General features: G+C 56.4%; 16 protein-coding genes. 8 read left to right on the top strand and 8 right to left on the bottom strand.

Features of this window, described 5'->3' with window-relative positions; all coding sequences use genetic code 11:
• Positions 1-7 precede the first annotated feature (7 nt).
• From VW41_15525 to VW41_15515, 3 genes are read left to right on the top strand one after another with little or no spacing between them, the layout of a single operon-like run.
• Positions 8-865, top strand: a complete 858-nt coding sequence (locus VW41_15525; GenBank protein ID AJZ90327.1) for a dihydroxynaphthoic acid synthetase — start codon at positions 8-10, stop codon at positions 863-865.
• Positions 865-1,830, top strand: coding sequence for an O-succinylbenzoate synthase (locus tag VW41_15520; GenBank protein ID AJZ90326.1), 966 nt, complete (start codon positions 865-867; stop codon positions 1,828-1,830). The genes VW41_15525 and VW41_15520 overlap by 1 nt, the downstream gene beginning before the upstream one ends.
• Complete coding sequence (locus VW41_15515; protein AJZ90325.1) at positions 1,827-3,182, top strand: O-succinylbenzoic acid--CoA ligase; 1,356 nt, start codon at positions 1,827-1,829, stop codon at positions 3,180-3,182. Before VW41_15520 ends, VW41_15515 begins: the two co-directional genes overlap by 4 nt.
• Before the next feature lie 13 nt (positions 3,183-3,195).
• Here VW41_15515 and VW41_15510 read toward each other — a convergent pair whose 3' ends face one another.
• Entirely contained in the window at positions 3,196-4,644 is a 1,449-nt protein-coding gene (locus VW41_15510) for a catalase (protein AJZ90324.1), read from the bottom strand.
• 259 nt (positions 4,645-4,903) lie between these two features.
• Between VW41_15510 and VW41_15505 the strand changes: the two genes are divergently transcribed.
• On the top strand, positions 4,904-5,446 hold the full coding sequence (locus tag VW41_15505; protein ID AJZ90323.1) for a membrane protein: 543 nt from the start codon (positions 4,904-4,906) through the stop codon (positions 5,444-5,446).
• 251 nt (positions 5,447-5,697) lie between these two features.
• The gene (locus tag VW41_15500) at positions 5,698-6,894 is read left to right on the top strand and encodes a hypothetical protein (protein ID AJZ90322.1); all 1,197 of its coding nucleotides are present in this window, start codon (positions 5,698-5,700) and stop codon (positions 6,892-6,894) included.
• A gap of 3 nt (positions 6,895-6,897) precedes the next feature.
• On the opposite strand, the gene glpC is transcribed toward VW41_15500, so the two are convergent.
• Genes glpC through VW41_15485 form a run of 3 tightly spaced genes read right to left on the bottom strand, consistent with a single transcriptional unit; the run spans position 6,898 to position 10,959 of the window.
• The gene (gene glpC / locus VW41_15495; protein AJZ90321.1) at positions 6,898-8,100 is read right to left on the bottom strand and encodes a glycerol-3-phosphate dehydrogenase; all 1,203 of its coding nucleotides are present in this window, start codon (positions 8,098-8,100) and stop codon (positions 6,898-6,900) included.
• Complete coding sequence (locus VW41_15490) at positions 8,087-9,352, bottom strand: glycerol-3-phosphate dehydrogenase (protein ID AJZ90320.1); 1,266 nt, start codon at positions 9,350-9,352, stop codon at positions 8,087-8,089. The genes glpC and VW41_15490 overlap by 14 nt, the downstream gene beginning before the upstream one ends.
• Complete coding sequence (locus VW41_15485) at positions 9,349-10,959, bottom strand: glycerol-3-phosphate dehydrogenase (protein AJZ90319.1); 1,611 nt, start codon at positions 10,957-10,959, stop codon at positions 9,349-9,351. Before VW41_15485 ends, VW41_15490 begins: the two co-directional genes overlap by 4 nt.
• 261 nt (positions 10,960-11,220) lie before the next feature.
• Here VW41_15485 and glpT point away from each other — a divergent pair, with 261 nt between their 5' ends.
• Positions 11,221-12,573 (top strand): sn-glycerol-3-phosphate transporter, encoded by a 1,353-nt coding sequence (gene glpT, locus VW41_15480; protein ID AJZ92000.1) that lies wholly within the window; start codon positions 11,221-11,223, stop codon positions 12,571-12,573.
• A 10-nt stretch (positions 12,574-12,583) separates the two neighbouring features.
• Positions 12,584-13,648: a glycerophosphodiester phosphodiesterase gene (gene glpQ, locus VW41_15475; GenBank protein AJZ90318.1), complete on the top strand. Its 1,065-nt coding sequence runs from the start codon at positions 12,584-12,586 to the stop codon at positions 13,646-13,648.
• Positions 13,649-13,690: 42 nt separating this feature from the next.
• Here the strand turns inward: glpQ and VW41_15470 are convergent, their stop codons facing one another.
• The 4 genes from VW41_15470 to VW41_15455 form a co-directional block, all read right to left on the bottom strand.
• The gene (locus tag VW41_15470; GenBank protein AJZ90317.1) at positions 13,691-13,945 is read right to left on the bottom strand and encodes a 2Fe-2S ferredoxin; all 255 of its coding nucleotides are present in this window, start codon (positions 13,943-13,945) and stop codon (positions 13,691-13,693) included.
• Between the two features lie 2 nt (positions 13,946-13,947).
• Positions 13,948-15,078: a ribonucleotide-diphosphate reductase subunit beta gene (locus VW41_15465; protein ID AJZ90316.1), complete on the bottom strand. Its 1,131-nt coding sequence runs from the start codon at positions 15,076-15,078 to the stop codon at positions 13,948-13,950.
• Positions 15,079-15,183: 105 nt separating this feature from the next.
• Complete coding sequence (locus VW41_15460; GenBank protein AJZ90315.1) at positions 15,184-17,469, bottom strand: ribonucleotide-diphosphate reductase subunit alpha; 2,286 nt, start codon at positions 17,467-17,469, stop codon at positions 15,184-15,186.
• Between the two features lie 355 nt (positions 17,470-17,824).
• Positions 17,825-18,544 carry a 3-demethylubiquinone-9 3-methyltransferase gene (locus VW41_15455; protein AJZ90314.1) on the bottom strand — a complete coding sequence of 240 codons (720 nt, stop codon included), beginning with the start codon at positions 18,542-18,544 and terminating at the stop codon, positions 17,825-17,827.
• A gap of 160 nt (positions 18,545-18,704) precedes the next feature.
• On the opposite strand from VW41_15455, the gene VW41_15450 reads away from it, so the two are divergent.
• Positions 18,705-21,341 carry a DNA gyrase subunit A gene (locus VW41_15450; GenBank protein AJZ90313.1) on the top strand — a complete coding sequence of 879 codons (2,637 nt, stop codon included), beginning with the start codon at positions 18,705-18,707 and terminating at the stop codon, positions 21,339-21,341.
• Positions 21,342-21,402 lie beyond the last annotated feature (61 nt).

Genomic DNA, 21,402 nt, shown 5'->3' with positions numbered 1-21,402 from the left:
ATCTTTCATGATTTATCCTGATGAACAAATGCTTTACGCCCCGGTTGAATGGCTGGATTGCTCTGAAGGCTACACCGATATTCGCTACCATAAATCCAGCGACGGTATTGCCAAGATCACCATTAACCGCCCGGAAGTGCGTAATGCGTTTCGTCCGCTGACCGTCAAAGAGATGATCAATGCCCTGGCCGACGCTCGCTATGACGACAATATCGGCACCATTATTCTGACCGGCGAAGGTGAAAAAGCCTTCTGTGCTGGCGGCGACCAGAAAGTGCGTGGTGACTACGGCGGCTATCAAGACGCAAGCGGCGTGCACCACCTGAACGTGCTCGACTTCCAGCGCCAAATTCGCACCTGCCCTAAACCGGTTGTGGCGATGGTGGCAGGTTTTTCCATCGGCGGCGGGCATGTGCTGCACATGATGTGTGATCTTACTATCGCGGCTGAAAACGCCGTATTTGGCCAGACTGGCCCGAAAGTCGGTTCTTTCGATGGCGGCTGGGGGGCTTCCTACATGGCGCGTATCGTCGGGCAGAAAAAAGCGCGCGAGATTTGGTTCCTGTGCCGCCAGTACGATGCGAAAGAAGCGCTCGATATGGGCCTTGTTAATACCGTTGTACCGATTGCCGATCTGGAAAAAGAAACCGTGCGCTGGTGCCGAGAAATGCTGCAGAACAGCCCGATGGCGCTGCGTTGCCTGAAAGCGGCACTGAATGCCGACTGCGACGGTCAGGCCGGGCTGCAGGAGCTGGCCGGCAACGCCACGATGCTGTTCTACATGACCGAAGAAGGCCAGGAAGGGCGCAACGCGTTTAATCAGAAGCGCCAGCCGGACTTCAGCAAATTTAAACGGAACCCGTAATGCGCAGCGCGGCGCTATGGCGCTTTCAAATCCCGATGGAGGCGGGCGTTGTGCTCCGCGACCAGCGCCTTAAGTTTAGAGAGGGCCTGCTGGTGCGGCTGACGCTGGGCGATAGCAGCGGATGGGGGGAGATTTCTCCTTTGCCGGGCTTTAGTCGTGAAAGCCTCGCGGAAGCTCAGGGGCAGGCCGAACGCTGGCTTGAACAATGGGTGGCCGATGAATCGGCGCCCTTGCCCGATCTGCCGTCCGTTGCCTTTGGTTTGAGCTGTGCGCTGGCAGAAGCTGAGGGTAGGCTCCCGCAGGCCGCAGACTACCGCGTTGCCCCACTGTGTACCGGCGATCCAGACGAGCTGATCCTTGCGCTGGCGAAGATGTCGGGCGATAAAACCGCGAAGGTTAAAGTGGGGCTGTACGAAGCCGTTCGCGACGGGATGGTGGTTAATTTATTGCTTGAAGCCGTGCCTGAACTTCGTCTGCGTCTCGATGCTAACCGCAGCTGGACGCCCCTCAAGGCGCAACAGTTCGCCAAATACGTTAACCCGGCTCACCGCTCGCGCATCGATTTTATCGAAGAACCGTGCAAAACCCGCGAGCAGTCTCGGGAGTTTAGCCGGGAAACGGGGATTGCGATTGCCTGGGATGAAAGCCTGCGCGAAGTGGATTTCACTTTCTCTGCTGAACCAGGCGTTGCGGCCCTGGTTATCAAGCCGACGCTTACAGGTAGCCTGGAGAAGGTGCGGGAGCAGGTCGCCGCGGCACATAAACTGGGGCTAAAAGCAGTGATCAGCTCCTCCATTGAATCCAGCCTTGGTCTGACCCAACTGGCTCGAATTGCCGCCTGGCTGACGCCGGGAACCTTGCCTGGGCTGGATACTTTGTCCCTGATGCAGTCGCAGGTTGAGCGCAACTGGCCCGGGAGTCCTTTGCCTTGTGTCACCACCGACAGGCTCGAGCGTATTCGATGATCTTTACCGACTGGCCGTGGCGCCACTGGGCCAACGTCCGGGGCGCGGGTGTTGCGCTCCGACTCGACGATGATCTCCTCACCTGGGAAACCCTGTGCCAGCGAGTGGATGCCCTGGCGGGAGGTTTTCGTCAGCAGGGCGTAAAGGAAGGCGATGGTGTTGCGCTTAAAGCAAAAAATGGCCCGCAAACGCTGCTCGTCTGGCTGGCGTTGTGGCAATGCGGGGCGCGCATTCTGCCGCTAAATCCTCAGCTTCCCGATAGTTTACTGGCGCAACTTTTACCGTCGCTGACGCTTAGCTACGGGATAACCCTACCCGGCGATGAGCCTTTCCCGGATGTGGCCCCATTGTCGCTGGTTAGTGCCCCAGCCTGGTGCGAAGCCTGGCTGCCATCGCGTTTCGCCTCTATGACGCTGACCTCTGGTTCAACCGGGTTACCTAAAGCGGCTGTGCATACATGCTCTGCACACCTTGCCAGCGCGGCGGGTGTACTGGCGATGATGAATTACGGCGCCGACGATAGCTGGCTCTTGTCACTGCCGCTGTTTCACGTTTCCGGGCAGGGGATCCTCTGGCGCTGGCTGTATGCGGGCGGCCAGTTAGTGATTTCGTCCGCGCGGTCGATAAACGAGGCGCTACGAGGATGCAGTCACGCTTCTCTGGTGCCAACTCAGCTGTGGCGGCTGCTGGAAAAGCAGGAGCCTCTGGCGCTGCGTGAGGTACTCCTCGGCGGGGCAGCAATCCCCGTGGAACTGACGCAGCAGGCAGAAGCCCGCGGCGTGCGCTGCTGGTGTGGCTATGGCCTCACCGAACTGGCTTCTACGGTTTGTGCAAAACGCGCCGACGGCCAGCCTGATGTGGGTGCCCCGCTGCCAGGCCGGAAGGTGAAAATTGTCGATGAAGAGGTGTGGATACAAGCGGACAGCCTGGCCAGCGGCTACTGGCGCGATGGGTGTCTTATTCCGCTGGGGAATGAACAGGGCTGGTTTGCTACCCGTGACCGGGGCGTTTTGCGTGCTGGCCGCCTGACGATAGTCGGGCGTCTTGATAACCAATTCTTCAGCGGGGGGGAAGGTATTCAGCCGGAAGAGGTGGAGCGGGTTATTGCCGCGCATCCGGCGGTGCAGCAGGTATTTGTGGTGCCGGTTGATGACGCGGAATTTGGACAACGGCCGGTGGCCGTGGTTGAGATAAGTGCAGGCTGCGAGGTTAATGATATCGCCGCCTGGCTTGACGGAAAACTGCCCCGTTTTCAGCGGCCCGTGCGCTGGCTGCCGCTGCCGCAGGCGCTAAAACAGGGCGGGATTAAAATCTCCCGCCGCACCTTGATAGCGTGGGCTGCAGGGGCATAACCCCTGCAGTGTATTATTTATCGTTTTTCAGTGCGTGGAGTGCGTTTGCCACCCCGGCACCGTATTCAGGATGCACCTGGCTAAACAGGCAAATCTGGCGGTTCTGAATACTTTCCGGGACATCTTTCATATCACCCGCAATGCGCACAAACATACGCTGATGCTCTTCTTCGCTGAGCAGGTTATACAGCGCGCGCGGCTGGCTGAAGTAGTCGCTATCTTCCCGGTGGTTCCAGTGATCTGCCGCCCCTTCCAGACTTAGCGGTGGTTCGCTGAAATCCGGCTGCTCCTGGAAAACGTTAAAGCTGTTTGGCTCGTAGGTCGCCCCATTGCCGCTGTTACCGTCCACCCGCATAGCCCCGTCGCGGTGGTAGTTGTGGAACGGGCATTTCGGCGCATTCACCGGAATTTGATGGTGGTTCACGCCCAGGCGATAGCGATGCGCGTCGCCGTAGGAGAACAGGCGGCCCTGGAGCATGCGATCCGGGGAGAAACCAATGCCTGGTACGACGTTGGCCGGGGACATAGCCACCTGTTCAACGTCAGAGAAGTAGTTGTCCGGGTTGCGGTTCAGTTCCAGCACGCCCACCTCTATCAGCGGATAGTCGCCGTGTGGCCAGACTTTGGTCAGATCAAACGGGTTGTACGGTGTTTTTGACGCTTCGGCTTCCGGCATAATTTGCACGAACAACGTCCAGCGAGGGAAGTCCCCGGCCTCAATGGATTCGTACAGATCGCGCTGGGCGCTTTCGCGGTCTTCTGCAATCAGGCGGCCGGCTTCATCATCCATCAGGTTCTCAATACCTTGCTGGGATTTGAGGTGGAATTTCACCCAGAAACGCTGATTATCGCTATTGATAAAGCTGAAGGCGTGGCTGCCAAAACCGTGGATATGCCGGTAAGAGCGCGGCAGGCCGCGGTCGCTGAAATCGATGGTCAACTGATGAAGGGTTTCCGGCAGGTGCGAGAAGAAATCCCATTTATACGTTGGGTTACGCAGGTTGGTGCGCGGGTCGCGTTTGACGACATGGTTCAGGTCCGGGAACTTCAGCGGGTCGCGAAGGTAGAACACCGGGGTGTTGTTGCCCACCAGGTCCCAGTTGCCCTCTTCGGTATAGAACTTCATGGAAAAGCCGCGAATATCTCGCTCGGCGTCCGCCGCGCCGCGTTCACCTGCCACGGTGGAGAAACGGAGGAAAAGTTCGGTTTTTTTGCCGACTTCTGAGAATAATTTTGCCCGGGTATAGCGGGTGATGTCGTGGGTCACGGTGAAATGGCCAAATGCACCGGAACCTTTCGCGTGCATACGGCGCTCAGGGATCACTTCCCGGTCAAAATGGGCGAGTTTTTCAAGAAACCAAACGTCCTGAAGCAACATCGGGCCCCGTGGGCCTGCGGTAGCAACGTTGTTGTTGTTCGCAACGGGAGCGCCTGCGCCGGTTGTTAATCCTTTCTTGCTCATCAATGCCTCCTTGGTGGTCAGGTTTCACATTTAAAAAACGGTTATTTAAAGCCATTTTTAAACTGTGTTTATTATTCACCTGTTCAATGTGTCATCTAGCGCAGCCTGGATTCATTGATCTTGTCACACAAAAAGGCGTCTTTTCATTTTCTTACATTTAACGAAATATTGGCATTTTCTAACGAGTTAATAAGATAATGGCGAGGCCACTCGGTGGCATTTTCAAGGGCTGCCCTTTTTCTTTTTCAGGAACCAAGGAATGAATAAATTACTTTTAGCCGGCGGTGCGGGTTTGCTGCTGGTTTCTGCTGGTGCGAGCGCCATTGGCGTGAGTGCTGAAGTCGGTAAGGAATACACTAATCTCGGCGTGGGTTTTGGCACCGAAAGCAGCGGCATCGCGGTAACTGGTAACTATGCGCATAACGACGACAATGGTGATGCCGTAGGGCTTGGCCTCGGTTTTAATATTCCTCTGGGGCCGATGATGGCAACCGTAGGCGGTCGTGGCGTTTACCTGCATCCAAAAGATCGCAAAGAAGGCTATGCGGTTGCTGCAGGTGGCGGTCTGAGATGGCCAATTACTTCTGATATTGCCGTGTTTGGCGATTACTACTACTCTCCGGATTCTCTGTCCAGCGGCGTGAAGGACTACAAAGAAGCAAGCGCTGGTGCAAGCTGGAACTTTATGCGTCCGTTCTCGGCGCAGGTTGGTTACCGCTATATTAGCCTCGGCGGCAAAGACGGCGATCGTACCGATACCGTTGCCGACGGCCCGTATGTGGGCGTAAGCGCTAGCTTCTAATCCCTCAGCGCGGCTTTTAGCCGCGTTGAAGTTACTGACAAAGAGAGAAAAGCGTGGTTTTTCCCTCTTTGTGGTTATCAGCCGAAAATCAATGAATTGATTTTTCTGTTTTTTTTGACGAATTCTTTGGTTTTTTTCTATCACCAGAGGTTGGTCAGTAGTCTAAGCGCGGCTTTTAGCCGCGTTTTTTGTGTCTGCCGTTCCCCGGAGCCTGCGCTATAGTGGGGCGTTCCCCTGCTGCGGAGTAAAAGATGTTAAAAGTAGAAATGCTGTCAACCGGCGACGAAGTGCTGTACGGGCAAATTACCGATACCAATGCGGCCTGGCTTGCTGACTATTTCTTTAATCAGGGTTTACCCATGTCACGCCGTAATACGGTCGGAGACAGTCTGCCTGACCTGGTTGCCGTGCTGAGAGAGCGTAGCCACGAAGCCGATGTGCTGATTGTGAACGGGGGCCTGGGGCCAACCAGCGACGATTTAAGCGCGCTGGCGGCGGCTACGGCGGCGGGGGTTGAGCTGGTCGAGCATGCGGAATGGTTGACCTATATGGAGCAGTTCTTTGCCGAGCGAGGGCGAGTGATGGCGCCGAGCAACCGCAAACAGGCACAAATCCCTGCCAACAGTGAAATGATCGACAATCCCGTGGGCACCGCCTGCGGCTTTGCTTTGACCTTAAACCGCTGCCTGATGTTTTTCACCCCCGGCGTACCGTCAGAATTTAAGGCCATGGTGGACCAACAGATCATGCCCCGGCTGCGTGAACGTTTTACGCTCCCCGAGCCGCCAGTATGCCTGCGTTTAACCACCTTTGGGCGCTCCGAGAGCGAACTGGCGCAATGTCTTGATCCGCTGGCGCTGCCGGATGGCGTGGTGATGGGCTATCGCTCATCTATGCCGATCATTGAGCTCAAGCTTACCGGCCCGGCCAGCCAGCGTGAAGCGATGGAGGCTGTCTGGCCGGAAGTCCGCCGCGTGGCAGGTGAAAGTCTTATTTTTGAGGATACCGAAGGGCTTCCGGCGCAAATAGCACGCCGCCTGGGCGAACGTGCTCTGACCCTCGCCGTGAGCGAGCAGTTCACCGGGGGCCTGCTGGCGCTGCAGTTAAACCGGGCGCAGGCCGCACTTCGGGCAAGCCGTGTTTTACCGCCGGTGTCTGAAACACTGGCTGAGGCGTTAGCCTCCAGCGCAGAGCTGCGCCTGAACCAACAGAGCAGTCTGGCTCTGGTAATTTCTGGCGAGGAAGAGCAGCAGATCAACTTTGCGCTCTCCACGCCAGATGGCACCTTCGGCCTCGGCGTGAAGTTTGGTGCCCATCGCCACGCGCTGGCAATCCGCCAGGAAGTATGCGCCATGATGGCACTTAACGTGCTGCGCCGCTGGCTCAACGGCCAGCCGCTGGAGAGCGAGCACGGCTGGATTAACGTGGTAGAGTCAGCCAGCCTCTAGGCTTCAGGCGAGCGCCCGTGCCAGCAGCGTAATCGGGTGCTCGCAGCGTTTGCTGGTAGACATTTCTATTTGCCATTTACAGGTTTCGCAGTCCGTCACCACCAGGTCCACGCCGCTCTCTTCAATTTGCTGGAACAGCGGGGCGCCGATGCGCTGAGAAGTCGGGTAATTCTCCTTTTTGAAGCCATAGGTGCCGGCGATGCCGCAGCACCGGGAGTCCAGAATCACCAGCTCCACGCCGGGAATGCGGCGTAGCAGCTCAATGGAATAGAGCGTCCAGCCCATTTTCTCCATATGACACGGCGTATGATAAGCAATGCGCAGCGGCGTGTTGTTTAACGGCAGCGTTCGGCCATCTTCTTCCAGCAGTTTCCAGATATAGCGGGTGGCGAGCTCAAGCCGATCGCGAACTTGCGTGGTGTCTATGCCAAGGATATGCGGGTATTCATCGCGCAGCGTGAAGGTGCAGGTGGACGAGGTTGCAATCACCGGCAGCCCGCGCTGCATCACGGCTTCTTCCAGCGAGCTGGCGTTTACCCTGGCCTGTTTTTTTGCCTTCTCGATAAAGCCGTTGGCGATAAGCGGCACGCCGCAGCATTTTTCTCTTTTCAGCAACTGGACGCCGATGCCCATCGCGTTAAGCACTTTAACCATGTCTTTGCCAAGCTGTGGATGGTTGTAGTTCACAAAGCAGCCGTGGAAGAAAGCGACCTGCTGCGGGAAGCTTGCCTGGCGGGCCGCCTGTCGGCGATACCACTGGCGGAAGGTGCCGAAAGAGTATTTCGGCAGCTCACGGTGGGAATCAATGTTCAGGGTTTTATCCAGCAGTTTACGCACCGGCTTCATGCCGGTAGTCGCGTTGACCAGCGGGGCGAAAGGCGTGGAGAGCGTACCCAGTAAATCGGTATGGCTGAGAATCGCATCGCGCAGGGAAGGCTTATGTGCGCCGTATTTGGCCCGCGCCCGCTGGATGATATCGCCAATGTTGACCCCGGACGGGCAGGAGACTTCGCAGCGCTTGCAGTTGGTGCAGAACTTCAGCGCGTCGTCATACAGCGAGGGATCTTTCAGACGCAGCCTCTCCCCGTCGGGCCCGGCCTGTTTTGGCCCCGGATATTCCGGACGAACGCGGCTTACCGGGCAGGCGGTGGTGCAGACCGTGCATTTAATACAGCTTTCAAAGCTGGTTTCATCAAGCAGGTTCATGGCGAGTCTCCTCGGCAACAAGGATTTGATTGGCAACACAGAGCGCCGTGAGCATCGAAACACCGGCCCCGCATCCCTGCTGAATAGGGTCAAAGCCCCCCAGCACGGAACCGATGGCGTAGAGATTTTTGGTGTATTCACCGTGGTGGAACGGCTGGAAGTGGGTATTTACGGTGAGCCCAAACTGCAGCCAAGGCTGCGGGGTAAAGAAATCAGCCTTACTCCAGGTGTCTCGCTCACCCTGTATGTTCACCTCCAGGCCGAAGATGGGCTCGATAACCTGTTGTCGGGTGGCTTCAAGTCCGCCGCTGAAAAAGCTGCCGCTGGCCAGGATGACATTATGGGTGCGCAGGGGCACCTCACGGTGATTTTTGGTGAACAGAGCATTGATGCGCCCTTGTTCAAGCTGCGCCCCGGTCACGGTATCTCCCGGCATGATAAGCCCACCCAGGGATTGAAAACGACTGCGTAGGGCATTGTGGAGACGCATTCCTGGTACCGAAGGCGGCAGCGTTGGCAGCAGTTTGACCGGCACCTCGAGGGCCTGCTCAACGCTGGCAACCGTCCGGGCTTCCAGACCCATGCAGGCGGGCAGGATCATGGCCTCGCCGCTGCCCAACAGCAGTCTGAGTTCATCCACCAGCGCCGGGAGGTTTTCCGGAAGATCCAGCACTCGGGCGATGTTTACGGCACGAAATTCGCTCGGGTTGTTACGCAAGACATCCAGCACGGGCAGGGTGAGCTCGGCGACGTGCACGCTGCAGCCGCTGGCAGACAGTGAACCGGCCACTAGCTCTGCCTGAAAATCCAGGAAACCGGCAATATTAATCACCGTCACTTTTTGCCAGGGTAACGGCGCCTGCGGTACTTCCGGCGGGCTGAGCCAGCTGGCTCTTTGCTTGCCCAGCGGCGTGATTCTGAGGTGATTCTGGCGGGAATGACCCGTCAGAGGAATACCTGCCCTGGCCAGCAGTTGTTCACTTTCTGCGGCGAGCGCCAGGACGCTTTCTTTGCCCATCAGGCTGTAGGGATGCTGAGGTGCTTGCTCCGCCAGGCTTTCCAGCGCGGCCTCTGGTTCGTGAACAGGCGTGCCGTCCGGCAGCCGCGAAAGTAAATCAAGCGAACCGGAAGAGAAGTGCAGTGCGCTTTGCCCGCGGCTTACGATGGCGCAGCGCTGGCCGTTTTCCGCCAGCTTTATGCCGGCTGTCAACCCGGCCAGGCCGCTGCCGATAACGATGGTGTCAAATTTCATCCCTGTTCTCCGTTGTCCAGGCCACATAGCCCCTGGTAAACCCAGGCGGTAAATTCGCTTTCTCGCAAAGTATTTCCCCAGGCGACAGGGCGAACGCCCTTCCAGCGCTCGTTAAGGAAGTGAGAAAGCTGATCCAGCGATTGCGCAGGCGAAGTGAGCTGGAAGCGCTGGAGCAGGCCGGCCGCGCGGCAGGCGCAGAGTTCTCCCTGGCAGGTGCCCATGCCCACGCGCGTTCTGCGACGTAAATCCCCCAGGTTTTTTACGCCGAGGGCGTCGATGGCATAGCGCACTTCGCCGGTGGTGACGGCTTCGCACTCACAAACCAGGCTATTGCTGAGCCGGCTGTTATTCAGCAGTCGCGTCGCGCGGTCGCCGTGCCGCCAGACGGCGGAGCCGCGAATCGTCGGCGGTAAGGAGATAACTTTGCCCAGCGTTTGCTCCGCTGTCTGTTCGGACCCCGGCAGCGATGCCGAGGCGGTGGAGCAGGGTTTGATGTTCCCCAGGCGCTCGCAAACCAGGTCCGTTGCCCATTCCGCCATCAGGCGGTAGGTCATGAGTTTGCCGCCGGTAATGGTGATAAAGCCGTCCATGCCGTCGCGTTTCGCATGATCCAGCAGCACAATTCCGCGGCTGACGCTGCGCCCGGTAGGATCGTCGTCGCTGGCAACCAGGGGCCTGACGCCGGCATAGGCCCGCAGGATTCGGGTCTGTCCCAGCACCGGGGCCAGCTTTTCTCCTTCATGAATCAGCGTGTCCACTTCACCCGGCGTGACGTACATGTTGTCTATCTGGTCGTAATCGATATGCGTAGAGGTGGTGCCGATCAGCGAAATGGTATCGCCGGGGACCAAAATATCGGCGTCTGCCGGTTTACGACAGCGGTTGATCACCTTGTTATTTATGCGGTGGCCGAGGATCAGCAGCGCCCCTTTTGCCGGGAACATTTTTACGCTGAGATCGGCGTATTCTGCGATCTGTTGTCCCCAGATCCCTGCGGCATTCACGACCATCGGCGCCCGGAACTCTCCGGCTTGTCGGGTGAGATGGTTGAATACGCGCACGCCACAAACGCGTGAGCCTTCACGGATCAGGCCGGTGATTTCGCAGCCAGTGAGAACGTCAGCCCCGTGCTCTTTGGCATCAAGCATATTAGCGGCGGTGAGGCGGAACGGGTCAACCGTGCCATCCGGGACACGAACCGCACCGATGAGTGATGGATTGGCCGACGGCTCCAGCCGCAATGCATCCTTTGGATCTAACGCTTCTGCGGGAATACCCGCCTGGTGGCAGGCGGCGATAAACCCGCTTTGAAACGCCAGGTCATCTTCCGGCAGGGTGATAAACAGGCCGTCCGTGGGCTCGATACAGTGGCGGGCAATACGCCGCAGAATGCGGTTTTCTTCGATGCACTCTTTGGCGGATTCACCGTCGGTGACCGCATAGCGTGCGCCGCTATGCAGCAGACCGTGATTGCGGCCAGTGGCGCCGGTCGCGATGTCGTGACGCTCAAGCAGCAGTACCTTTAGCCCGCGGCGGGCGCAGTCTCGCGCTATCCCGGCGCCGGTAGCCCCTCCGCCGATGATAATCACGTCCGTTTCTCTGCTCACATGGCGCTCCTTTATCCCCTTTTTATTTACCGTTATTCAGCCATAAAGAAAGTGTGGGATGTTCGATTGCGAGCAAATTCGAGCAAGAAACGAAAATTATTAATGAAAATATGCACCATTTCGCCTTTTTGTAATAAAAATGTAACATTGTGTGCGATGTTTCACAGTAAATACGCGCATAGATAACTACCATGCGCTCGCAAAAGAACATTTGGCAGGAGCCGTTTGCTCCCGCCGCAAATCCAGGCCACGGAGGCTCGTATGCTTAGTATCTTTAGACCTGCCGCGCACCAGGCGCGTTTGCCAAAGGAGCAGATAGACCCTGTCTATCGTCGCCTGCGCTGGCAAATCTTCATGGGTATCTTTTTTGGTTATGCCGCTTACTATCTGGTGAGGAAAAACTTTACCCTTGCAATGCCGTATCTGGTGGAGCAAGGTTTCTCGCGAGGCGATCTCGGTTTTGCTCTCTCCGGGATTTCGATCGCCTACGGATTTTCGAAATTCATCATGGGTTCCGTTTCGGACCGCTCGAATCCGCGTGTTTTCCTGCCTGCCGGGCTGATCCTCGCCGCCGCCGTGATGTTGTTTATGGGCTTTGTGCCCTGGGCAACGTCCAGCATCGCAGTTATGTTTGTGCTGCTGTTCCTGTGCGGCTGGTTCCAGGGCATGGGGTGGCCGCCATGTGGGCGTACCATGGTGCACTGGTGGTCGCAGAAAGAGCGTGGTGGAATAGTTTCCGTCTGGAACTGCGCGCATAACGTCGGGGGCGGTATTCCTCCGCTGTTGTTCCTGCTAGGGATGGCGTGGTTTAACGACTGGCATGCGGCGCTGTATATGCCCGCCTTCGCCGCCATTATTGTGGCGATTATCGCCTTTGGCCTGATGCGCGACACGCCTCAATCCTGCGGATTACCGCCGATTGAAGAGTACAAAAACGACTATCCGGACGATTACAGTGAGAAAGCGGAAGAAGAGCTGACGGCTAAGCAGATCTTCATGAAGTACGTCTTCCCGAACCGTCTGCTGTGGTACATCGCCATTGCCAACGTATTTGTCTATTTGCTGCGTTATGGCATCCTGGACTGGTCGCCAACTTATCTGAAAGAAGTGAAGCACTTCGCGCTGGATAAATCCTCGTGGGCCTACTTCCTTTATGAGTACGCAGGTATTCCCGGCACACTGCTGTGCGGCTGGATGTCGGACAAGGTGTTTAAAGGCAACCGCGGCGCGACCGGCGTGTTCTTCATGGTGCTGGTGACGATTGCCACCGTGGTTTACTGGCTTAACCCGCCGGGTAACCCGGGCGTGGATATGGCCTGCATGATTGTTATCGGCTTCCTGATTTATGGCCCGGTGATGCTGATTGGCCTGCATGCGCTTGAGCTTGCACCTAAGAAAGCGGCGGGTACGGCAGCGGGCTTTACCGGTCTGTTTGGTTACCTCGGCGGCTCGGTGGCGGCCAGCGCGATTGTCGGCTACACCGTGGACTTCTTCGGCTGGGACGGCGGCTTTATCGTGATGATAGGCGGCAGTATTTTGGCCGTGCTGTTGCTGATTGTGGTGATGATTGGCGAGCGCAAACATCACGATGAAAAAATGCTGAAAAACGGCTAAGGAGAGCAATATGAAACTGATGGCAAAATCTTTACTGGCAGGAGTAGTGCTGGTGGCAACCAGCAGCGTCTTCGCTCAGACCACGGACAAAATCGTGATTGCCCACCGGGGGGCCAGCGGCTATCTGCCCGAGCACACGCTGCCGGCGAAAGCGATGGCCTATGCCCAGGGTGCAGATTACCTTGAGCAAGACCTGGTGATGACCAAAGACAACAGGCTGGTGGTGCTGCATGACCACTATCTGGACAGGGTGACAGATGTAGCGCAGCGTTTCCCGGACCGCGCGCGTAAAGATGGCCGCTACTATGCCATCGACTTTACGCTGGCGGAAATCAAGTCCCTGAAGTTTACCGAGGGCTTTGACATCGTTGACGGTAAGCAGGTGCAGACCTATCCGGGGCGTTTCCCGATGGGTAAATCTGACTTCCGGGTGCACACGTTTGAAGAAGAGATCGAGTTTGTTCAGGGGCTGAACCATTCCACCGGAAAAAACATCGGCATCTACCCTGAGATAAAAGCGCCGTGGTTCCACCATCAGGAAGGCAAGGATATCGCGGCGAAAACCCTCGAAGTCCTGAAGCAATACGGTTACACCGGCAAGCAGGATAAGGTTTATCTCCAGTGCTTTGACGCCGCCGAGCTTAAGCGCATTAAAAACGAGCTTGAGCCGAAGATGGGCATGAACCTCAAGCTGGTGCAGCTTATCGCCTACACCGACTGGAATGAGACTCAGGAAAAACTGCCGGATGGCAAGTGGGTGAACTACAGCTACGACTGGATGTTTAAGCCAGGCGCGATGAAGCAGATAGCCCAGTATGCGGACGGCATTGGCCCGGACTACCATATGCTGGTGGAGAAGGCGTCGAGCAAAGGCAACGTGAAGCTCACCGATATGGTGACCGACGCGCATGCCAGTAAATTGACCGTGCATCCTTACACGGTGAGGGCGGACGCGCTGCCTGACTACGTGAGCGATGTGAATCAGCTGTATGACGTGCTGTACAACAAAGCCGGCGTGGACGGGCTGTTTACCGACTTCCCGGACAAAGCCGTGCGGTTTCTCAATAAGCCGTAATCGTTAATGAAAAAGGCCGCATTTGCGGCCTTTTTTATATCACTACATTTCGATTTCGATATCGCCCCGCGCTTTACAGCAGCAGGGGAGAATTTCACCGGGCTGGATAAACGCCAGCGGCTCGGTCAGCCACTGCACTTCGCCCGCCAGCAGCCGGGTGCGGCAGGAGCCACAATAGCCTTCCCGGCACTGATACTCTACGCAGACTTTGTGTGACTCCAGCGCCGCCAATAGCGAAGGATGCTCTTCTTCGCTGATTAACTGAGCGCCGGTAATGCTGAGCGTAATGCGGCCCATGTTTACAGCTGGAAGTTACTCAGATCGTCGGTATCGACTTCCGAGTCAATCTGGCCTACCAGGTAGGAGCTAACTTCAACTTCCTGCGGTGCAACCTGCACGTTATCGGACACCAGCCACGCGTTAATCCATGGAATTGGGTTGGAGCGAGTCTGGAACGGCAGGTCAAGGCCCACCGCCTGCATACGGATGTTGGTGATGTACTCCACATACTGGCAGAGGATGTCTTTGTTCAGGCCAATCATCGAGCCATCGCGGAACAAATAGTCGGCCCACTCTTTTTCCTGCTGAGCAGCCAGCACGAACAGGTCGTAGCATTCCTGGCGGCATTCAACGGCGATTTCCGCCATTTCCGCATCGTCTTCACCGCTGCGCATCAGGTTCAGCATGTGCTGGGTGCCGGTCAGGTGCAGGGCTTCGTCACGGGCGATCAGCTTGATGATTTTGGCGTTACCTTCCATCAGCTCGCGCTCGGCGAAGGCGAAGGAACAGGCGAAGCTGACGTAGAAGCGAATCGCTTCCAGGGCGTTAACGCTCATCAGGCAGAGGTACAGCTGCCGCTTCAGCGCACGCAGGTTCACGGTGACGGTTTTGCCGTTCACGTTGTGGGTGCCTTCGCCCAGCAGGTGCCAGTAGCTGGTCATTTCAATCAGGTCGTCGTAGTAGCCAGAGATGTCTTTGGCGCGCTTGAGGATTTCCTGATTGGTGACGATGTCGTCAAAGACGATCGCCGGATCGTTCACGATGTTGCGGATGATGTGGGTGTAAGAGCGAGAGTGAATGGTCTCGCTAAATGCCCAGGTTTCAACCCAGGTTTCCAGCTCTGGAATGGAGATCAGCGGCAGCAGCGCGACGTTCGGGCTGCGGCCCTGGATGGAGTCCAGCAGCGTCTGGTACTTCAGGTTGCTGATGAAGATGTGTTTCTCATGCTCCGGCAGCGCCTGGAAGTCGATGCGGTCGCGGGAGACGTCCACTTCTTCCGGGCGCCAGAAGAAGGAGAGCTGCTTTTCAATCAGCTTTTCGAAGATGTCGTATTTCTGCTGGTCGTAGCGTGCTACGTTTACCGACTGGCCAAAGAACATAGGCTCGGCGAGCTGATCGTTTTTCGTCTGTGAAAAAGTAGTGTAAGCCATTATTTTTATTCCGTTATTTTGTTTCCCCTCACCCCGACCCTCTCCCTGGCGGGAGAGGGGAGTGGCACGGTGCCGGGATAAGCTGAGGTGAGGGGAAAACGAAAATCAGATTTTACATGCGCCGCTTTCGCAGCCATCGTCCTGGATAGAAGGCGCCAGGTCATCCTGAGTGTCTTCCGCGCCGTCACGGGTGTTTTGATAGTACAGGGTCTTCACGCCGAATTTATAGGCGGTGAGCAGATCCTTCAGCAACTGCTGCATCGGCACTTTGCCTGACGGGAAGCGCGTTGGGTCATAGTTGGTGTTGGCAGAGATCGACTGGTCGATAAACTTCTGCATCAGACCAACCAACTGCAGATAACCGTCGTTGCTCGGCATTTCCCACAGCAGCTCGTAGTTATTTTTCAGCGCTTCGTAATCCGGCACAACCTGGCGCAGGATCCCGTCTTTCGACGCTTTAATGCTGATATGACCGCGCGGCGGTTCGATACCGTTGGTGGCGTTGGAGATCTGCGAGGAGGTCTCGGACGGCATCAGGGCAGAAAGCGTGGAGTTGCGCAGGCCGTGCGTTTTGATGGACTCACGCAGGCCTTCCCAGTCCAGATGCAGCGGCTCGTTGCTGATGGCATCCAGGTCTTTCTTGTAGGTGTCGATTGGCAGGATGCCTTTCGCGTAGGTGGTTTCGTTGAACCACGGGCAGGCGCCTTGCTCTTTCGCCAGTTCATTTGAGGCTTTCAGCAGGTAGTACTGAATGGCTTCGAAAGTCTTGTGCGTCAGGTTGTTTGCGCTGCCGTCGGAGTAACGCACGCCGTGCTTCGCCAGATAATAGGCAAAGTTAATCACGCCGATACCCAGGGTACGACGGCCCATCGCGCCGCGTTTTGCCGCCAGAATTGGGTAATCCTGGTAGTCGAGCAGGGCGTCGAGCGCGCGGACTGCCAGCACGGCCATCTCTTCCAGATCGTCCAGGCTCTCAATCACGCCAAGGTTAAACGCGGACAGCGTACACAGGGCGATTTCGCCGTTTTCGTCGTTGACGTCATCCAGCGGTTTGGTCGGCAGGGCGATTTCCAGACACAGGTTGGACTGGCGCACCGGGGCAATCGCCGGGTCGAACGGGCTGTGGGTGTTGCAGTGGTCAACGTTCTGGATGTAGATACGGCCGGTAGAGGCACGTTCCTGCATCATCAGGGAGAAGAGATCCACCGCTTTCACGCGCTGTTTGCGGATGCTGTCGTCTTTCTCGTATTTGGTGTACAGGCGCTCAAATTCATCCTGGTCGGCGAAGAAGGCATCATACAGCCCCGGCACGTCAGACGGGCTGAACAGGGTGATCTCTTCGCCCTTCAGCAGACGGGTGTACATCAGCTTGTTGATCTGCACGCCGTAGTCCATGTGGCGCACGCGGTTACCTTCCACGCCACGGTTGTTTTTCAGCACCAGCAGGCTTTCCACTTCCAGGTGCCACATCGGGTAAAACAGCGTGGCAGCCCCGCCGCGCACGCCGCCCTGGGAGCAGGACTTCACCGCGGTCTGGAAGTGCTTGTAGAACGGAATACAGCCGGTATGGAACGCTTCACCGCCGCGAATCGGGCTGCCCAGTGCACGAATGCGGCCGGCGTTGATGCCGATGCCCGCGCGCTGGGAAACATATTTCACGATAGCGCTGGAGGTGGCGTTGATAGAATCCAGGCTGTCGCCGCACTCGATCAGCACGCAGGAGCTGAACTGACGAGTCGGGGTGCGCACGCCGGACATGATTGGCGTAGGCAGAGAAATCTTGAAGGTGGAAACCGCATCGTAGAAACGTTTCACGTAGCTGAGGCGTGTTTCACGCGGGTAGCCGGAGAACAGGCAGGCGGCGACCAGAATATAGAGGAACTGCGCGCTCTCGTAGATTTCGCCAGAGACGCGGTTCTGCACCAGGTATTTGCCTTCGAGCTGTTTCACCGCCGCGTAGGAGAAGTTCATGTCTCGCCAGTGATCGATGAAATCGTTCATCTGCTCGAACTCTTCTTCCGTGTAGTCTTCCAGCAGGTGACGATCGTATTTACCCATCTCAACCATTTTCACGACCTGATCGTAAAGCTTCGGCGGCTCAAACTGGCCGTAGGCTTTTTTACGCAGGTGGAAAATAGCCAGGCGAGCGGCCAGGTACTGATAATCCGGTGCGTCACGGGAGATCAGGTCGGCTGCAGCCTTGATGATGGTTTCATGAATGTCAGAGGTCTTGATGCCGTCGTAAAACTGGATATGGGAACGCAGTTCAACCTGGGAAACGGAGACGTTGTTCAGCCCCTCAGCGGCCCAGTCGAGTACTCGATGAATTTTATCCAGATTGATGCGCTCTTTGCTGCCATCGCGTTTTGTAACCAGCAGACTCTGATTCATGTGAGTTTTACCTGTCCGTGAGATGAGTTTTCCCCTGATTTATACACATCCGTCAGCCTGTGACTAACTCTGTGGATAAATACTATATATAGGGGGTGGGTGACAAAATGGTCACTAGATGGTGAGTATTCTAGTAAGGAATCCGTTCAGTACAAGTATTGATTTCGTCACTAAAATGAGGTTCGACGGCGTGCTTTTTTCGTAAGTCCACGTCACATAAGGCTTGAGGGAATTGTCAATGGGATGCAAAAAAAATGAAAATTTTGATCGGGTGCTGATTTCTTAAACTTCATCGATAATTGCGCAACGATTCTGGCGCAATTATCGATAATCAATCCTTATACGATATGCCGATTTATGCTTCAGTATGCAGCATATAATTAACATCTACCCCAGGGCCAAGCTTGAATGCGTTGGTGATGGGGTTGAAATGTAATCCGGTCATATGACGCTCGCGCAGCGGGGTTTCATCTACCCAGCGTAAGAGTTCGGCGGGCTTAATAAACTTTTTAACATCGTGCGTGCCCTTCGGCACCATGCGCATCACATATTCTGCGCCGACGACGGCCATCAGCCAGGCTTTGCCGTTGCGGTTAATGGTGGAGAAGAATACGTGGCCGCCGGGTTTAACCAGGCGCGCGCAAGCGTGAACCACCGACTGTGGGTCAGGCACATGCTCCAGCATTTCCATACAGGTCACCACGTCGTACTGCCCGGCGTGTTTGGCGGCATGCTCTTCCACCGTCTCCTGGACATAGTCCACCTTAACGCCGCTTTCCAGCGCGTGAAGTCGGGCAACCTGCAGCGGTTCAAAGCCCATATCCAGGCCGGTAACGTTGGCGCCTTCACGGGCCATGCTCTCCGCAAGAATGCCGCCGCCGCAGCCAACGTCGAGAACGGTTTTACCGAACAGCCCACCGGCGCGCTGGTTGATGTAGCCCAAACGCAGTGGATTGATGCGGTGCAGCGGCTTAAATTCACCTTCCAGATCCCACCAGCGAGAAGCGACAGCTTCAAATTTGGCGATTTCCTCATGGTCGACGTTCTGCGTAACCGGTTGGTTTTCAGCATTCATTACAGCGGTGACTCCTTGCAGATGTTAAGGCAGGCAGTATATCAGGCTAACGGCGTGAATAAAGCGCCGACAATTGCGTTGAGGTTTCCCCACACAGGGCCGGATGTGTTATAATTTGCGACCTTTGAATCCGGGAAAACAGTAGAGGGATAGCGGTTACATGAGCGACCTTGCCAGAGAAATTACGCCGGTCAACATTGAGGAAGAGCTAAAGAGCTCGTATCTGGATTATGCGATGTCGGTAATTGTCGGCCGCGCACTGCCAGATGTCCGCGATGGACTTAAGCCGGTACACCGTCGCGTGCTTTACGCGATGAACGTATTGGGCAATGACTGGAACAAAGCATACAAAAAATCCGCCCGTGTTGTTGGTGACGTTATCGGTAAATATCACCCTCATGGTGATATCGCGGTTTATGACACCATCGTCCGTATGGCACAGCCATTTTCCCTGCGTTACATGCTGGTCGACGGCCAGGGTAACTTCGGTTCCGTAGACGGCGACTCCGCCGCGGCGATGCGTTATACGGAAATCCGTATGTCGAAAATCGCCCACGAGCTGATGGCAGACCTGGAAAAAGAGACGGTTGATTTCGTCGATAACTACGACGGCACCGAAAAAATTCCAGACGTCATGCCAACCAAAATTCCTAACCTGCTGGTAAACGGTTCATCCGGTATCGCAGTCGGGATGGCGACTAACATTCCGCCGCACAACATCACCGAAGTTATCAACGGTTGCCTCGCCTATATCGAAGACGAGAACATCAGCGTTGAAGGCCTGATGGAGCATATCCCTGGCCCGGACTTCCCGACCGCCGCCATCATTAACGGCCGCCGCGGTATTGAAGAAGCCTACCGTACCGGTCGCGGTAAAATCTATATTCGTGCCCGTGCCGAAGTGGAAGCGGACGCAAAAACCGGTCGTGAAACCATCATCGTTCACGAAATTCCGTATCAGGTGAACAAAGCTCGCCTGATAGAGAAAATCGCCGAGCTGGTGAAAGACAAACGTGTGGAAGGCATCAGTGCCCTGCGCGATGAGTCTGACAAAGACGGTATGCGCATTGTTATTGAGATCAAACGTGACGCCGTTGGCGAAGTGGTGCTCAATAACCTGTATTCCCAGACTCAGCTGCAGGTTTCCTTCGGTATCAACATGGTTGCTCTGCACCATGGCCAGCCGAAGATCATGACCCTGAAAGAGATCCTGGCTGCGTTCGTGCGCCACCGCCGTGAAGTGGTGACCCGTCGTACCATCTTTGAACTGCGTAAAGCCCGCGATCGTGCCCATATCCTCGAAGGTCTGGCCATCGCCCTGGCGAATATCGATCCTATCATCGAGCTTATCCGTAACTCGCCAAATGCCGCCGAAGCGAAAGCGAGCCTGGTTGCCCGTTCCTGGGATCTGGGTAACGTTGCGGCGATGCTTGAGCGTGCGGGCGACGATGCCGCCCGTCCTGAGTGGCTGGATCCAGAGTTTGGTATCCGCGACGGCAAATACTTCCTCACCGAGCAGCAGGCTCAGGCGATTCTGGATCTGCGTCTGCAGAAACTGACCGGCCTTGAGCACGAAAAACTGCTCGATGAGTATAAAGAGCTGCTGGAGCAGATTGCTGAACTGCTGCATATCCTGGGCAGCGCAGAGCGCCTGATGGAAGTGATTCGTGAAGAGCTGGAAGCGATGCGCGATCAGTTCGGCGACAACCGTCGCACCGAGATCACGGCTAACACCGCGGATATCAACATTGAAGACCTGATCAACCAGGAAGACGTGGTGGTCACCCTGTCTCACCAGGGCTATGTGAAGTATCAGCCGCTGACCGATTATGAAGCGCAGCGCCGCGGTGGCAAAGGCAAGTCGGCCGCCCGCATTAAAGAAGAAGACTTTATTGACCGCCTGCTGGTGGCTAACACCCACGACACGATCCTGCTGTTCTCCAGCCGGGGTCGCCTGTACTGGATGAAGGTTTACCAGCTGCCAGAAGCAAGCCGTGGTGCCCGTGGTCGCCCAATTGTGAACCTGCTGCCGCTGGAACAGGACGAGCGCATTACCGCGATTCTGCCGGTGCGCGAGTACGCAGAAGGCATCAACGTGTTCATGGCGACCGCAAGCGGTACCGTGAAGAAAACTGCGCTGACTGATTTCAGCCGCCCTCGCTCTGCGGGCATCATCGCCGTTAACCTCAACGAGGGTGACGAACTGATTGGCGTTGATTTAACCAACGGTAGCGACGAAGCCATGCTGTTCTCGGCGGCAGGTAAAGTGGTGCGCTTCAAAGAAGACGCAGTGCGTACCATGGGCCGTACCGCCACGGGCGTTCGCGGTATTAAGCTTGCTGGCGACGATAAAGTTGTTTCCCTGATCATTCCTCGCGGTGACGGTGCGATTCTGACCGTCACGCAGAATGGTTACGGTAAACGAACTGCTGCGGCTGAGTACCCAACCAAATCTCGTGCAACGCAGGGCGTTATCTCCATCAAAGTCACCGAGCGTAACGGCAGCGTCGTTGGGGCAGTGCAGGTGGAAGATACCGACCAGATCATGATGATTACCGATGCCGGTACGCTGGTACGTACCCGCGTGTCTGAAGTCAGCGTGGTCGGGCGTAATACCCAGGGCGTTATTCTCATCCGTACTGCGGAAGACGAAAGCGTTGTGGGCCTGCAGCGCGTTGCTGAGCCTGTGGATGACGAAGAGCTGGACAGCATCGACGGTAGCGTTGCCGAAGGGGACGATGAAATCGCACCTGAAGCGGATACCGATGATGATGATGCCGACGAAGCGGACGAATAATCCGGAATAGTCTGTAAAAAAGGCCGCTTTTGCGGCCTTTTTTGTTTGCCGTTGCGGGACA

It is taken from the genome of Klebsiella michiganensis (genome assembly GCA_000963575.1).
GTDB lineage: Bacteria > Pseudomonadota > Gammaproteobacteria > Enterobacterales > Enterobacteriaceae > Cedecea > Cedecea michiganensis_A.
The sequence above is the reverse complement of the archived record's forward strand: the minus strand, read 5'-3'. Positions and strand labels throughout refer to the sequence as shown.